The sequence below is a fragment of the Salipaludibacillus sp. HK11 genome (genome assembly GCF_047795645.1).
Taxonomy (GTDB): Bacteria; Bacillota; Bacilli; order Bacillales; family Salisediminibacteriaceae; genus Salipaludibacillus.
Window position 1 is genome coordinate 1,167,062 of the sequence record NZ_CP181045.1, and the last position, 16,679, is coordinate 1,183,740.

Here is a 16,679-nt window from a genome sequence, read left to right on the forward strand (position 1 = left end):
TGATACAATAATAGAGCGAACGTATGATTGTGTACTGAATAATGATAGGAGGGGTGATTGGTATGGCGATTAGTTTCTATTTAGGACGTTCTGGCTCTGGTAAAACGACAAAAATGCAGACAGAAATGATTGATAAAATGAACGAAAATCCGACTGGGGATCCAATTATTTACCTAGTACCAGAACAAATGACCTTTCAAGCTGAGAAAAATCTCGTCAAAAGGATGGGCAAGGGGATTACTCGGACGCAAGTATTAAGTTTTTCAAGACTTGCTTTAAGAATTCTTCAAGAAGTAGGTGGAACTACCCGTAACCATATCGAAAAAACAGGAATTCATATGTTGTTAAGAAAAATAGTTGAACGAAAAAAACAACAGTTTCAATTATTTCAAAAAGTTGCCACAAGTCAAGGTTTTGTTGAACAATTAGAGCAAATGATAACAGAGTTCAAGCGTTACGATATAGATTCTGATGTTTTAAAGACAGAGATTGAGAGACTACAGGAATCGAATCAAGACGACTCTGCTGAACAACGGACGATAAAAGATAAGCTCCATGATATGTATTTAATTTTGTCGCAAGTGGAAATAGAAATTGCTGATAAATATATTGCGTCTGAAGATTACCTGCAACTATTGGCCGATAAAATTTATGAATCAACCAAATTAAAACAGGCGATTGTGTATGTAGATGGATTTCATAGTTTTACTCCAATTGAGTTAAATGTCCTTCGTTCCTTATTTATTACGGTGAAAGATGTGAACATTGCTCTGACATTGGATCAGCCTGTTGCAACAGTTGAAGACCTTCATCCACTTGATTTGTTTTATGAGACGGGGAACACATATAAACAGCTGTACGACTTATGTGAAGAGTTTGATTTGCCAGAAATATCAACGACGATACTTGACGAATCGAAACGATTTAAGTCGAGTGGGTTGATGTATTTAGAGAAAAATCAAAATCAAAGACCTGCGAAACCTTCAAATAATCATGAGGGAGTCCGTGTCATCAGTTCCGTGCATAGGCGAGGCGAAGTCGAAAGGGTTGCGCGCGAAATTATTTCATTAGTGAGGGACCAAGGATACCGTTATGGAGAAATTGCAATTTTGTTAAGGAATGTTGGAGAATATAGCGACTATTTCGAAACAATTTTTCAAACTGAAAAAATTCCTTTTTTCACTGATCAAAAAAGGTCTGCACTTAATCATCCTCTAGTTGAATTTATTCGTTCTTCCTTGGAAGTTATTCAGCGCCACTGGCAATATGAAGCTGTATTTCGAACGTTAAAAACAGAACTTCTCTTTCCTATGAATGGAGAAAATACTCGTGAGAAAGTCGATCAACTAGAAAATTATGTCCTTTCATACGGAATAAGAGGGAAAAGATGGTATTCTGAGAAACCTTGGACTTATAGGCGGATGGCGACCACAGCTGATAGTAATATCGATCAAACTAATGCTGAACAGTCATATGAAAAGCAAATAAATGAGTTGCGAGATTTATTAATGCAGCCACTAATTAATTTTCAAGCAAGCGTGAAGAAGTCAAAAACGGTACGTGACTATTGTCGAACCCTATACCAACTATTGGAAGACGTACAAGCAGCTGATAAACTCGAAGTTTTGCGAGATGAAGCGGTTAAGCTCGATGATTTACGAGAAGCGCGAGAGCATGATCAACTATGGTCTCAAATTATTCATTTGATCGATCAAATCGTTGAAATTAGTGGAGACGAAAAGATTAGTTTTGAGTTATTTATGAAAATGATTGAAACAGGATTGGAAAGCTTGTCCTTTTCAATTATTCCTCCAGCATTTGATCAAGTGGTGATTGCTGATATGGAAACGTCTCGTGTATCCCAAGTCCGTTGTGCATTTATCATGGGTGTCAATGACGGCGTGATTCCAGCTAAGCCAGATGAAGGAAGTCTCGTTTCGGAAGAAGAGCGAGCACATCTTGAAAAGCAAGGGTTACATTTAGCTCCAGGTGCGGAAAGACAGCTTTTGAATGAATCCTTTTTGATGTATATGGCTCAATCGATTCCACAAGAGAAACTCTATTTTACTTACCCTCTAGCAGATGAGGAAGGCCGAAGCCAACAGCCATCCATGATGTTACATCATATTCAAGATTTGTTTCCAAAGATGTCTATCGAAGTTGCATCTGGCTCTCCACTAGAAGTGAGTGAAGAACAAGAAGAACAAACGTTTATTACGAATCCACAGCAAACACTCTCTCAGTTAACGCAACAACTTCAAGGCTGGAAGCGTGGTTATCATGTTTCTAGCATTTGGTGGGAAGTGTACAACTGGTTTGTAACTAATTCAGCATGGAAAGGGAAAGTTTCAGTTGTATTACAAAGTTTAAACTATAAAAACCAACCAGAGAATTTACCTAAACGATTGACAGAGGCACTCTATGGACCAGTATTGAAAACAAGTGTGTCGAGGATGGAGCAGTTTAATGCTTGTCCATTTTCACAGTTTGCAAATTATGGATTGAAATTAAAAGAACGTGAAACGTTTAAACTCGAAGCACCAGATATCGGGACGTTATTTCATGCAGCCCTCAAAGAAATGGCTGAAACGTTACGAGCAGAAGGGAGAGATTTCTCTAATTTAACGAAACAAAAGGCGGCGTCGATGTCAAAAACGATTGTCGGCAATCTCGCACCTAAAATTCAAAGGGAAATTTTGCTTAGTTCAAATCGCTTCACTTATATTCAACAAAAATTAGAAGAAGTTGTTTCAAGGGCGTCTACGGTCTTGGCAGAACAAGCCAAACGAACAGGATTTTCTCCTGCAGGGTTAGAAGTTGGATTCGGACCTGATGAACAATTACCGCCGTTAACCTTCGAATTAGACAATGGCCACGTTATTGAACTCATTGGAAGGATTGATCGCGTGGACAAAGCAGAAGATGAAGATGGTGTGTATGTAAGGATTCTTGACTACAAATCCAGTAGTAAGGACATTAAACTCGATGATGTTTACGAAGGGTTAGCGTTACAAATGTTAATATATCTGGATGTGATTGTGACTTCTGCAGCGGACTGGTTAGGTACAGAAGTGACCCCAGCAGGAGTACTTTACTTCCACGTCCATAATCCGATGATTCAAGCTGATCAGAAATTGTCCTTAGAGCAAATTGAAGAGAAAATATTAGAAGATTTTAAAATGAAAGGTCTTTTATCTTCTTCATTAAATGTGATTAAACAGATGGATTTAGAGTTAGAAACAGGACGTAGGTCCGAAATGCTCCCGGTAGGATTGAAAAAAGATGGGGAACCTTATGCAAATTCGAAAGTAATTACCGAGCCGGATTATAAAACGCTTCGTTCCTATTTAAGAAATCATGTGAAAAAAGTTGGAACGTCTATTATGCAAGGTAATATTAACCTTACACCATATAAAAAGAAACAAAACATTCCATGTACTTTTTGCTCTTATAAATCGTTTTGTCAATTTGACCCTAGTATCGAGTCAAATGATTTCCGGTACCTTTCTGGACATTCCAACGAAGATATATTAGAACTGATTCGCGAACAGGAAGGAGAAGCGCATGAACATAACACCGAAACCAACTAATGTTACTTGGACAGAAGACCAATGGAAGGCGATTGTAGCAGAAGGTAATAATATTCTCGTCGCCGCTGCGGCTGGAAGTGGTAAAACAGCTGTATTAGTCGAGCGGATGATCCGAAAGGTGGCAGATACTGATAAACCTATTGATATCGATCGATTACTGGTTGTCACATTTACTAATGCAGCTGCTGCAGAAATGCGTCATCGGATTGGTGGAGCGATTGAAAAGAAATTAGATTCTAATCCAAGTTCCATACATTTGCGAAAGCAACTTTCTCTTTTACATCGGGCAAATATATCGACGCTGCATTCTTTTTGTATGAATGTCATACGTAAATACTATTATCAAGTTGACATCGATCCTAATTTCCGTATTTTAGATGATACAGAAGGTCAATTAATCAGGGAAGAAGTGATCGAAGAACTTTTTGAAGAAGAGTACGGACAAGAGGGAAATCAAACCTTCTTTGAGTTAGTTGATCAGTATAGCGGAGATCGTAGTGATGATAAACTTCGAAGTCTAGTACTACATTTATACAATTTTTCCCGTTCCAACCCACAGCCATTTAAATGGTTAGATAAAATTGTTATGGACTATCATTTAGGACACATTGAAAAAATTGAAGAACTAGATTGGGCTAATGAAGCAATAAGCCATGTACAAACACAGTTATCGCAAGCAATAGATTTACTTGAACGAGGGATGATGTTAACGAAAGAACCTGAAGGGCCATCTAAATACGCGGACACTTTTGATCAAGAAATCCTTCAAGTACGGGCATTATTATCAGCAAAAACATGGCAAGGTATGTTTGATCAATTCCAACAAGTTGGTTTTGGTCGAATCCCTTCTATCACCAAAAAGGACATGGTTGCCCCCCGTTTGAAGGATAAAGCGAAAACGCTTCGTGATCAAGCGAAAGATATGGTTCATGGATGTAAGATGGCTTTTTTCCAACTCCATCCTTCAGACATCCTAGCAGATTTACAAGCGATGGGTTCGACAATCGTTAAACTAACGACACTCGTTAAGCAATTTTCGAAACGATATATGGATGAGAAAAAAGAAAAAAGTGTACTTGATTTCAGTGATTTAGAGCATTTATGTTTAGAAATTCTGACTGATACTGAAACAGCCCCTTCTGGTGACTTAAAAGCTTCAAAAGCAGCGGAGGAATACGCAAACTATTTTTCAGAAATTCTCGTTGATGAGTATCAAGATACAAACCTCGTTCAGGAAACAATTATTAGCCAGTTATCAAATGGGAAGAATTTATTTATGGTTGGAGATGTGAAGCAATCAATATATCGCTTTCGGCTAGCTGAACCGACACTTTTTATGAAGAAATATAAGCAATTTCAATTGGATGGCGCCGGTAGTGGAATGAGAATTGATTTAGCAAAAAACTTTCGTAGTCGTGCAGAAATTTTAAATGCGACAAATTTTATATTTCGTCAAATCATGGATGAGGAAGTCGGAGAAATTGATTACAATGAAGCGGCTGAACTAAAGTTAGGCAATGAGGGGTACCCAATTCAGGATGATTTAGAAACGAAAATTGTATTAGTTAATAAAGGGGATTCGCTTCAATCTTCTCGCAAAGACGAAGGTGAGAACGAAACTCCAAGAGAATCTTTCGAAGAAGAACTAGAAACTTCTCAGCTTGAGGCGAGAGCGATGATCGCAGAAATGAAACGACTAATTCAATCAAAGTACCCGGTTTTTGATAAAGACTTAAATCAATCACGCCCGATAATGTATCGAGATATTGTCATCTTAATGAGGTCAATGCCTTGGGCTGAAACGATTATGGAAGAATGTAAAAAAGCGTCAATACCAGTCTATGCTGATTTATCAACAGGTTATTTTCATGCGATCGAAGTAAGAGTGATGATGTCCGTATTAAAAATTATCGATAATCCATACCAAGATATACCGCTAGCTTCTGTCTTGCGTTCGCCGATAATGAATCTAACAGAAATCGAGTTAGCTGAAATTCGCTTATTCGCTAAAGGCGCACCTTATTATGAGGCTTTAATTATCGCTGCAAGTGATGAAAACGAAGATGAATCATTGAGGAATCGTTGCCATGATTTCATACAACAATTGTCTATTTGGCGAAAGCGATCAAAAACAGGTTCACTATCTGAATTGATATGGCAGCTTTATCAAGACACAGGGTTTTATGATTATGTAGGTGGGATGCCAGGTGGGAAGCAAAGACAAGCAAACTTAACAGCGCTTTATGACCGATCTCGCTCGTATGAATCGACGTCATTCAGAGGTTTGTTTCGATTTCTTCGCTTTGTCGAACGTATGGAAGACAGAGGGGATGATTTAGGAACGGCAAGAGCATTGGGAGAACAAGAAGACGTTGTGCGGATGATGACGATCCATAAAAGTAAAGGACTTGAATTTCCTGTCGTCTTTATCGCAGGTTTGAATAAAATGTTCAATCGACAAGATATCCGAGGAGATTACTTTCTTCATAAAGAGTTAGGGCTGGGTTCTAAGCGAATTGATCCTAAAATCAGATTATCGTACCCAACAATTCCTCAGCAAGTGATTAAAGAGAGGATCAAATATGAATCATTGGCAGAAGAAATGCGCGTGCTTTATGTGGGGTTAACCCGAGCAAAAGAAAAATTATTTCTTACTGGTACAGTTAAAGATGTTGAAAAGTCTTTTGAAAAATGGGGCGAGTCCGTTACGCAAAACGGTTGGTTATTGCCAAATATAAATAGAAAAAAGGCATCAAGTTTTCTCGATTGGATTGTCCCTGCTGTTTTTCGACATCAAGCTGTATCTCCTTTGTTAGAAAACTTGGATTTGGATACTTCGCAAATGGATGAGATTATTGCTAAAGACTCTTCGTCATGGAGCGTTGATGTTGTTGATAAAAGTGATCTTCATGAGGGGGAAGCGATTGTTGATAAACCCGATGAGGAAATTAATGATAAGTTACATTCATTGCAACCTGTTTCAATTACATCATCAGTTAAAGAACAAATCATTTCACAGTTAGAATGGTCTTACCCTTACAAGGATGCAACGAATCATCAAGCAAAACAGTCGGTGAGTGATTTGAAACGAGAGATGCAAGATGAATACAGTTACCAGCTTTTAGCTGGAGGATTTCAGTCAAAGTACGCAGATCGCCCTAAATTCTTGCAGGAAACGTCGTTTCATTCTGCTGAAATTGGTACACTTATGCATGCGATGATGCAGCGCGTTTCACTTTCAATTGTTCCCGACAATGTTTCTGTTCAGGCGGAAAAAGACAAGCTTGTAACGAAAGAGATCCTGACAACGGAGGAAGCCGAACAAATAAATGTCCCCGATGTAGTTCAATTTCTGCAGTCGGATATCGGCAAGGAAATGCTAAGCGCGACAGAGGTGGAACGAGAAATTCCGTTTAGTTATCAAGTACCAGCTTCGGAAGCTTACACAACTTGGCAGCAAAAAGAGGACGAATCTGTCTTTGTGCAAGGGGTGATAGATGCTGTGTTTCGAAATGAAGACGGAAATCTTGTTTTAGTAGACTATAAAACCGATGCAATATCGGGTCGATTTGACGATCAATCCTTAGATGAAATTAAAAATCATTTCCGGCAACAGTACCGCTATCAAATTGATTTATATCGAAGAGCGCTTTCTGACAGTTGGTCAGAGCCTGTCGCTGAATGTTATCTCTACATGTTTGACGGGAATTTCTTGATCAGAATGTAAGAAGCTATTATGAAAGACGATAAGTCGAAGGCAGTTCCTTTAAATTTATCATTCTAATGTAGGTTTGTTTTATAAAAACATTGTAAAATGTCATTACTTTGACACCTATGATCTTAAGAAATTGGTTATAATAAATATTGAGAAATAGTGAAGAAATGATTTGTAAGGGGGGATTTAGATGATTTACTATGTTTTAACTGAGGATGAATGGAAAATTGCAAAAGAAGAAGAAGAGTACTGGCCTTCTGACTTTGATGATCGAGGGTATATCCCTTGTGCCAATCCAGGGCAAACAGAGTATCTAATTAGTGAGTTATTACTTGACGAAGAACCCTTATTGATATTAACAATAGATACACAAAAGCTTGAGAGTGTAATTATATATGAAGATGTCTATGAAACTGGCTCGATGAAACCACACGTTTATGGCTATATAAATATTGATGCAATAACTGGTATCGATGAATTCCATAGGTCACCATGTTGTATTCCATCATAAATACTAAATAAAAGCACTACTCAGTTTAAATCGAGTAGTGTTTTTATTTTAATTGCTCCCTCTTAACAGAATTTAACCTTTTAAGAAAAATTCAAAAATAAAATTTAATACTATAAAATTACTCTGAATTAAGTAATATTTTGAATTATTTCGAAAATTCAATTATGATGAATCTATCAATAAATTTTTTTACAAATGAAATGGGGGAATGAATGCGAAAATTTAATGGAGATTGATTTATTAATACGAATCATAAAAGAAGTTATATTAAAAACCATGATATCGGTGTTTAAAATTTATTAATTTTAAAAAAGAAACTCGTAAAATTGTTTGCGAGTAGTGCAGATTTAACTCAGAAATTTGGGACAAGTTCCATGTTTGACAAATGATAATAAGACAAAATAGCTAACTCAGAAACTCAATTTAAATTACCCGTATAATTTCTATAAAATCTCGTATGATTTCATAATTTGATTATTAAAATAATCAAAATTACCACGATTCTCTGAAATGTGTTAAAATTCAGATAATTAAGTTGTTATACTATGAGGAGGATGTTTATGAGACAGTCTATTGAATGGATGGTTGGAGGGCAACAAGGAGAAGGTATTGATTCAACAGGGGAATTGTTTGCTAGAACACTAGTGAAATACGGCTATTCTGTATCTACCTATAAACAATTTATGTCCAGAATCAAAGGTGGTCACTCAAACTTCAAACTTAAGGCGACAAAAGAACGCAATTATTACGCTGGTGATCAGATCGATATTCTTCTTTGTTTTGACAAAGAATCGTTGCAGAAACAAGAAGAATACTTGACTAAAGATGCCGTAGTCATTCAAGAAGGAAAAGAGACAAGTGTTACGAAGAGCGAAGGAAATTATACTTATGACATTTTCAGTGTTCCTTTAAAGAAAATTGCAACAGAACTTGGTAATCCACTAGCTAAAAATATGATAGCTATTGGAATTAGTTCCGCACTAGTAGATCTTCCTAAGGAACTGTTAAACCATTTTATAGCTGAAATTTTTCAGAAAAAAGGAGAAGGTGTCATTCAGTCAAATATTCTTGCGGTGGAAAAAGGGTATGAATTAACGAATGACCATTTATCTCATAGAATTTCTCCACTTGAGAAATCAGAACAAAAGGATCAACTTTTCATGTCAGGAAACGAAGCGACTGCGTTTGGAAGTTTAATGGCTGGGTGTCGTTTTTTAAGCGCTTACCCGATTACTCCTGCAAGTGAAGTGATGGAATGGTTAGCAAAAGAACTTCCTCCTTTGGGTGGGACGGTAATGCAAGTCGAAGATGAGATTGCAGGCATTTGTTTTGCTATCGGTGCAAATTATAGTGGTGTTCGCGCAATGACAAGTACTTCAGGTCCCGGTATTAGTTTGAAAACAGAGGCATTAGGGATGGCAGGGATGACAGAAGTACCAATCGTTATCGTGAATTCTCAGCGTGGGGGCCCATCTACTGGACTTCCTACAAAACATGAACAAAGCGATTTACAACAGATGATTTATGGAACACATGGAGAGATACCTAGAATAGTATTGTATCCTTCCACAATTGAAGACGCTTTCTATGTTGCTGCAGAAAGCTTTAACTTAGCAGAAATTTACCAATGTCCCGTTATTGTTGCGTTAGATTTAGGCTTATCGATGAATAAAATGACGATACCTTCATTTGATGTAAACCGAGTTGGTATTGACCGCGGCAAACTGATTACGAACGAAGAAGCCGGAGAATACGATGAAGCCTTTTTTAATCGATATCGACTAACAGATGATGGTATTTCACCTAGACCTAAACCAGGCATGAAAAATGGATTACATTTAACAAGTTCCAATGAACATGGGGAAGATGGTTATATCTCTGAAGACCCTGAAATACGCGTGAAAATGATGCGGAAACGGTTAGAAAAAACAAGAGGTGCTATGATTCAAGAGCCAATCAAACTTCAAAGCTCAGGTGATATCAATCCTGAAGAAGCAGAGGTTTTACTTGTAGGAATGGGATCTACTTACGGTGCCATCGAAGAAGCGATGACGAAACTCAACGAAGAAGGCAATGAAACATATGCTCACTTACACATTCAACAACTTTATCCATTACCTATCGATCGATTAAAGGCCTTATTTGAAAATAAACGGATCATAACGGTAGAGAACAATTACAACGGACAGTTATTGTTATTATTAAAGCAATATTTACCGATACATGACCAATCAGACTCTATTCTACAATTTGATGGCAATCCATTTATGATTCAAACATTACTTAAAAAAATGAAAGAGGTGGTGTAATTATGGCTACAATGAAAGATTTACGAGGAGATGTTTCCACTTGGTGTCCTGGGTGCGGCCATTTCAGCATCATGGCAGGAATTCAAAAAGCTATCATTGAGTTAGGATATGAACCACATGAATTCGCGATTATTTCTGGGATTGGTTGTTCAGGAAAAGTGTCAGAATACATTCGAAGTAATGGTTTCCACTCCATTCATGGACGTTCAGTGCCTGTTGCCCAGGGTGTGAAAATGGGGAATCCTGATCTTAAGGTAATTGCATCAGGAGGAGATGGTGACGGTTATGGCATTGGTTTAGGTCACTTTGTTCATGCATCAAGACGAAATATAGATATGTCTTACATTGTCATGGATAATAGCATATATGGTTTAACGAAGGGGCAAACGTCTCCACGAAGTGAACATGGTTTCGCCACAAAATCTGCATCAACAGATAACAAAGAATACCCAGTCGATCCCGTATCTACTTCTATTATCAACGGTGCAACTTTTGTCGCTCAAGGATACTCGGGAAATATCAAACAACTTAGTGGAATATTAAAAAGAGCGATTGAGCATCGAGGATTCTCCCACGTCAATATTTTCAGTCCATGTGTTACCTTCAATAAAATCAACACGTATGATTACTACAAAGAAAATCTTATATTCGTCGAGGAGCCTTTTGAATCACGTGATGAAGCTGTGAAAAGCTTGAGAGAAAACAAAGGTCTTGTAACAGGAATTCTTTTTGAAGAACACCGTGATGATTACCAAACAAAATTAGGGATAGATTTTGATATGCAGTCACTTGAGTCAGGAAAGATGGATAAAGAACTCCTTCATTCCATTCAAAAAAAGTTTGAATAAAGTATTTCGAATCTCAAATAATCGGACTGTGAAAATATTTGAATCTTAACGAAAAAGCCAAACCGCTATATCTTCGGTTTGGCTTTAATATTAATCAATACTTTAAAAGTTATTTTGCTTTCACTTTCATTTTAATATACTCATCGTAAGTGATTTCCTTATCTAATACACCCTGATCACGAATTTCAATAATACGATTGGCAATAGATTGGTTAAATTGGTGGTCATGTGTCGCAAAGATTAACGATCCCTTGAAGTTTACTAAGCCATTATTCAAAGCAGTAATAGACTCTAAGTCAAGATGATTTGTAGGCTCATCAAGAAGCAATACATTTGCACCACTTAACATCATCTTAGATAACATACAGCGAACTTTTTCTCCACCCGACAATACGCTCGGCTTTTTCTTAGCTTCTTCACCAGAGAATAGCATGCGTCCCAAAAATCCACGCAAAAATGATTCTGTTTGATCTTCTGGTGAATATTGACGAAGCCAGTCGACAAGATCAGCAGAACTTCCGTCAAAATAAGAGGCATTGTCTTTAGGGAAATATGATTGAGACGTCGTAACTCCCCATTTGAAGGATCCACTATCTGCTTCCATTTCACCCATAAGAATTTGCATTAACGCAGTTTTAGCATTTTCATTCGGTCCTACCAAAGCTACTTTATCATCCTTTTTTAACGTGAAACTAACATTATCAAGAACCTTTTCCCCGTCGATCGTTTTCGTCAAACTTTCTACAGTTAAAAGGTCATTTCCAATTTCACGTTCTGGTTTGAAAGCAACGTAAGGATATTTTCTAGAGGATGGCTTGATATCATCTAATTCTATTTTATCCAAAGATTTTTTTCGAGAAGTTGCCTGCTTTGATTTCGACGCATTCGCACTGAAACGAGCTACGAAAGCTTCAAGTTCTTTTATTTTTTCTTCCTTCTTCTTGTTCTGTTCTTGAGCCATTTTTAGAGCGAGTTGGCTTGATTCATACCAAAAGTCATAGTTACCAACGTAAACCTGTATTTTACCAAAGTCGACATCAGCTATGTGTGTACATACATGATTTAAGAAGTGTCTGTCATGGGAAACTACAATGACAGTATTATTAAAGTTAATCAAGAAGTCTTCTAGCCATTGAATTGCTTCAATATCCAAACCGTTTGTAGGCTCATCTAGTAATAACACATCTGGATTACCGAATAAAGCTTGTGCAAGTAATACTTTAACTTTCTCTCCACCAGTTAACTCAGACATCTTTTTGCTATGAAGATTATCACTAATCCCAAGCCCTTTAAGAAGGACTGCAGCGTCAGATTCAGCCTCATAGCCGTTCATTTCAGCAAATTCACCTTCTAATTCAGCTGCTCTCATCCCATCTTCATCAGAAAAATCAGGCTTCATATAAATCGCATCTTTTTCTTTCATTACGTCGAATAATCGCTGATGCCCGGACATGACTACTTCCAGAACAACCTCATTTTCATAGCCGAAATGATCTTGTTTTAAAACAGCCATCCTATGACCAGCAGGTAAGTGGACATTTCCCGATTGTGAGTCAATTTCTCCTGACAGTATTTTCAAAAATGTAGATTTTCCAGCACCGTTGGCTCCAATAAGCCCGTAGCAGTTACCTGGTAAAAATTTTATATTGACATCTTCAAAAAGTTTTTGGTCTCCAAATTGCAAGCTAACATCTGTTACATTAATCATTATATACCTCATCCTCTACGTTAAATTACGTTGAAAATTATAACATCTATTGGAGTAAATTACGAGTTGATTAAATTATTAGTACTAAAAAATTATCTTGAAACATAAATTAAACAATTGAAAAAATCGGAGGGATTTAATGGATAGATATTCGCAATGGGTTACAGATAACGATTACGAAGGATTTCTTGATAAACTACAAATGGTTATAAACCATAAATATTCAACTAAATATGGTTATCAGAAACTTGTAAATGCAGAATTCAACACCCGTCAACAAGTAGTAATACTTCGAAATATACTTAACGATGAGGTGAGACATTATCAACAATTCGCAACTATGTACCTCGCGTTAACTGGAAGAGAACCAGTTCCAAATATTAGTAGAGAATGGCTTGAAGATGATCCTGAGGTATTCTTTTCTTCCTATTTATCTGAGCAGAAAAATGTATCAATATATAATGAATTAAGCGAGCGCGCCCCAACACCACTGTTTAGAGAACAATTCAAGAGAGCTTCCGCAGATGAACAAAATCACGCTATTTGGTTTTTATCTTTTTTGACTGTTAATTGATCATGTCAATATCTAGTTAGTTATTTTTTCTATAATTGTGATACGTTGAAAAAGGATATTTTGCTTGGTAAGTTTATTTACATAGACTACGTTCTAATATGATGTGGAAATATCCTTGTTTAAAAAAATCTAATATCGGTAATATAGGTAGTGAATATGGTAGGATATAAGGAAGGATGTTCACATGCAAACTGAGCATGACTTAATTTTATTAATGAAAAAACACCCAGAAGTATTTGATTTTAATTTTTCGTTTTTACACTCATTTACTTCATATACTAAAAAAATGACTCAATTAATTTATGAAAATGATTCAAAACAGCATTCAATTGTTTATTTTTTTCACGAACCGGTTTCTGAAGTTCATTTAGGAAAATTTTTTGATGACTTGGCACAAAATATTTTCAATAATACCGGCAAAACATACATGATAGCTAGCCGAAAAATTAATGAGAAATACAAAAAACTGTTTGATCATTTTCAGATAAACTGGTTTGAATTGAACGAAAACAACCTTGAATATTTAAAAGGTACACGAAAGGAATCCTCTCCTTCACTTAATGAAAATAAAGATGAATCATATCGAAATAATATGATTCTTTTTGCTGAAAGTATCTTAAGTGAAGATTTAAATACTAGTTGGGCAGATTTTTCCCTTTTAGTTAGTGATAAGGAATTAAGTGTGGAAGATGGGATACCTTATAAATGTAAAAAAAGACCGTTTCAAATTTATGTTTCTCAACAACTTAGATATGATGGAGAGCTTGTAATTTCCTACGAAAGTTATGGGGACGATTTGAAAATACCCCGTTATTTACGTATCTATTTGAATAGAGTGAATGATGGTGATTCACACCAATCATCACCATTTCTTTTAACCTTGGATTTAGATACGTGTTTTGATGTGAATACGGGAATTTTATACACAGATGTTTCTCTTTTTGAGCAAGAGGTAGGCCCGTATGATTTAGAAAAAATAAATGTTATTTTACAAAAGTGGAATCTCGATACAAATGATTCTTTCAAAATCAGTGACTTCAAATTAACTGATTTAGATTATTTGATTCGAAAATTAATTAGTCTTAGCATGTTGATGAATGGTGTAGATAAGAAAAAAATGCATTATGTATAAGGAAATAGGTATAAATCATATGGACAGACGAAAGAGAGTTACAGCTCTATCCCTCCAAGAAATTGGTGGGGAGCTGTAACTCTCTATACTTTTTAATGATGAGTTTAGTATATATTTTTACAAGAATAATAAAGAAACAGCAACCCCAAGTATTCCAATTAGAGCCATAAAATAAACAGGTTTAACGGGCATTTCTCCTCCATTTTCCATTGCCTTACCAAACATATAAAAGACTAATGGATGAACGAGAAATGGCATTGAAAAGATAAAAGGAATGAGTAGTGCGGCATCAGACCCGAACATCCCTTCCTGAATGGCTGCAAAGAGTCCAAAGTGAGAGATCGCACTAGTTTGTGCCATGACCCCATAGTCCATCTGCATCGCACTTAAACTAAGAAGAGTTAATCCACCAAATACGGCACAAATCTGCCAACCGAAAGAGAATTGCATTAATGCATTAATTTCTTTTTTATCATTTCCTTTCGCCTTTTTTAAATTACGAAGAGCATAAATGGTTAATAGTATACCAATTGATACTAAAATGATGGAAGGCGGAAGCCACAAACTCCCTCTATCAGCACTAATTGCCAAAATTGAAAAGACAAAAATATGTCCAAAGAAAGGGATGTTAATCATAATTGGTGCTCTTTTAGCTGCTGTACTTCCGAAATCACCAGCTGTACAAGCCCCCGTTAGCCCTGAGTGAGATAATGCTCCAGCCATACCTGGTGCGAGGTTTCGAGCATTAGCAGTTTTGGCAAAATACATAATCAAAGAAATTCCACCAAACATCCACAATAGTTGTCCGAAAAACCCATAAGCCAGTACAGCATTCACGCCATCAATGGTAAATGCCTCACCGATTCGTGAACCACCTACCATAAAATTAGCTGCCAATACGACCGGTATTCCGCCGAACAACAATGCTCTAATCGTAGGACCGAAAGACCAGCGATATAGAATAGCACCAATGGCTGCAGCAATCATCATCGCAAAGAAAATTTGCGGTAACGCAATTATCGATTCTATCAACTGTGCGGCGTGGTAGGATAGAAAAAGTACAAATACTATTCCAGAAATCTCAATTAATCCTTTTTTAATGTATAAACGTTTATTCAAAATACGAGCTTTGTTATCAATTAAAATGATCGCGAGAACCAAGCCAATGTAGGCAATCAGCGGATAATAGGTACTTAACATGACATCCTGTCCAGTCCCAAGGATGAGCCTTATTAACCCTTCAATACCTAATAGCAAGAAGAATGATCTTAAAATAAATACAAATTGTGTGCGAGTTGTTCCTAATACTGTTTCTTCTTCTGATGGAACAACCATATCATCTGGTAAATCCTTTTTATTCCCAAGAATCTTTCGTAATTCTTGTCCACCGACAAAAAATGTAACGATTAATGCGATGATCGTAGTACTTGCCATCAAGTTAATGAAAGGAAATTCATTTAAACCAGGTGTAGATACATCACTTAATACGAGAATATAACCTAATGATAAACCAAAAATAACGATAATTAAAATCGGGGAATATCGAGTTCCCGCTACAACTGTTCTTGAAATAATCACCATAGGTATTAAAAAGAATAAAAGAATCCAAAATTGGTTTAATAACTGCAAATTTGTAATTTGTTCAACAATGTCCATTATACAACCCCTTCTTTAAGTTACTAACTCAGATTTTATATTAGCTTATTACTTTATGAAGGTAAATAGGATATTAGATAAATATGTAACAATATTGTTAAGAAATGAATACTCGCGCAATTAATTTTATTGAAAATTGAAGTGGGGGTTTCTCAAGTACCGACTTTCTAAATTTAACTAGATAGACAACCACGGAACTCATAAGGTCAATTTGTACATTAAGTCATCATTAATACTGTAGTCTACTGAAAGAACTCTCACACATGATATTATTAAGCGTATCTCTATTTCTATTATGACTTTCAACAATCATTACCTATGTAATAGTATTGGCAGTTAACAGCGATGTTAAAAGCTTATACTGTTTGAAGATGGGAGAGTTAGATAAAGCTTCTTTAACTTAAGTAAATAAAACATTATAACAAGTTTCATAAATGGAATAGGGGGAAAAATCAAGAGAATATATGATTTGTCGTTAAAAAGTCAAAAAGAATACGGTGTCATTGTGAATGTGAAATATTTCACAATAAACCTATTTATTTTTATAATAATTCACGATATACTACAAATGTAAACAACGAAGCAAAGAAGGATTTTATTTTTTTAAGTGATTATGTGAATATGTTCACAATAATA

General features: G+C 36.2%; 9 protein-coding genes. 7 read left to right on the plus strand and 2 right to left on the minus strand.

Annotated elements, in window-relative coordinates:
* The first annotated feature begins 62 nt into the window (after positions 1-62).
* The 5 genes from addB to ACM26V_RS05910 all read left to right on the plus strand — a co-directional run bounded on the left by addB (position 63) and on the right by ACM26V_RS05910 (position 10,973).
* Positions 63-3,590, plus strand: a complete 3,528-nt coding sequence (gene addB, locus ACM26V_RS05890) for a helicase-exonuclease AddAB subunit AddB (protein WP_416150502.1) — start codon at positions 63-65, stop codon at positions 3,588-3,590.
* Complete coding sequence (gene addA, locus ACM26V_RS05895; protein ID WP_416150503.1) at positions 3,565-7,317, plus strand: helicase-exonuclease AddAB subunit AddA; 3,753 nt, start codon at positions 3,565-3,567, stop codon at positions 7,315-7,317. Before addB ends, addA begins: the two co-directional genes overlap by 26 nt.
* Positions 7,318-7,495: 178 nt before the next feature.
* The gene (locus ACM26V_RS05900; protein ID WP_416150504.1) at positions 7,496-7,816 is read left to right on the plus strand and encodes a DUF952 domain-containing protein; all 321 of its coding nucleotides are present in this window, start codon (positions 7,496-7,498) and stop codon (positions 7,814-7,816) included.
* Between the two features lie 560 nt (positions 7,817-8,376).
* Positions 8,377-10,125: a 2-oxoacid:acceptor oxidoreductase subunit alpha gene (locus ACM26V_RS05905; RefSeq protein WP_416150505.1), complete on the plus strand. Its 1,749-nt coding sequence runs from the start codon at positions 8,377-8,379 to the stop codon at positions 10,123-10,125.
* Between the two features lie 2 nt (positions 10,126-10,127).
* A complete protein-coding gene (locus ACM26V_RS05910; RefSeq protein WP_416150506.1) occupies positions 10,128-10,973 on the plus strand; it encodes a thiamine pyrophosphate-dependent enzyme in 846 nt (281 codons plus the stop codon).
* Positions 10,974-11,082: 109 nt separating this feature from the next.
* On the opposite strand, the gene ACM26V_RS05915 is transcribed toward ACM26V_RS05910, so the two are convergent.
* Positions 11,083-12,681 carry an ABC-F family ATP-binding cassette domain-containing protein gene (locus ACM26V_RS05915; RefSeq protein WP_416150507.1) on the minus strand — a complete coding sequence of 533 codons (1,599 nt, stop codon included), beginning with the start codon at positions 12,679-12,681 and terminating at the stop codon, positions 11,083-11,085.
* A 139-nt stretch (positions 12,682-12,820) separates the two neighbouring features.
* Between ACM26V_RS05915 and ACM26V_RS05920 the strand changes: the two genes are divergently transcribed.
* Both ACM26V_RS05920 and ACM26V_RS05925 read left to right on the plus strand, forming a co-directional pair.
* The gene (locus tag ACM26V_RS05920) at positions 12,821-13,255 is read left to right on the plus strand and encodes a ferritin-like domain-containing protein (protein ID WP_416150508.1); all 435 of its coding nucleotides are present in this window, start codon (positions 12,821-12,823) and stop codon (positions 13,253-13,255) included.
* 184 nt (positions 13,256-13,439) lie between these two features.
* The gene (locus tag ACM26V_RS05925; RefSeq protein ID WP_416150509.1) at positions 13,440-14,387 is read left to right on the plus strand and encodes a hypothetical protein; all 948 of its coding nucleotides are present in this window, start codon (positions 13,440-13,442) and stop codon (positions 14,385-14,387) included.
* 117 nt (positions 14,388-14,504) lie between these two features.
* On the opposite strand, the gene ACM26V_RS05930 is transcribed toward ACM26V_RS05925, so the two are convergent.
* Entirely contained in the window at positions 14,505-16,043 is a 1,539-nt protein-coding gene (locus ACM26V_RS05930) for a hypothetical protein (RefSeq protein WP_416150510.1), read from the minus strand.
* Positions 16,044-16,679: the final 636 nt, after the last annotated feature.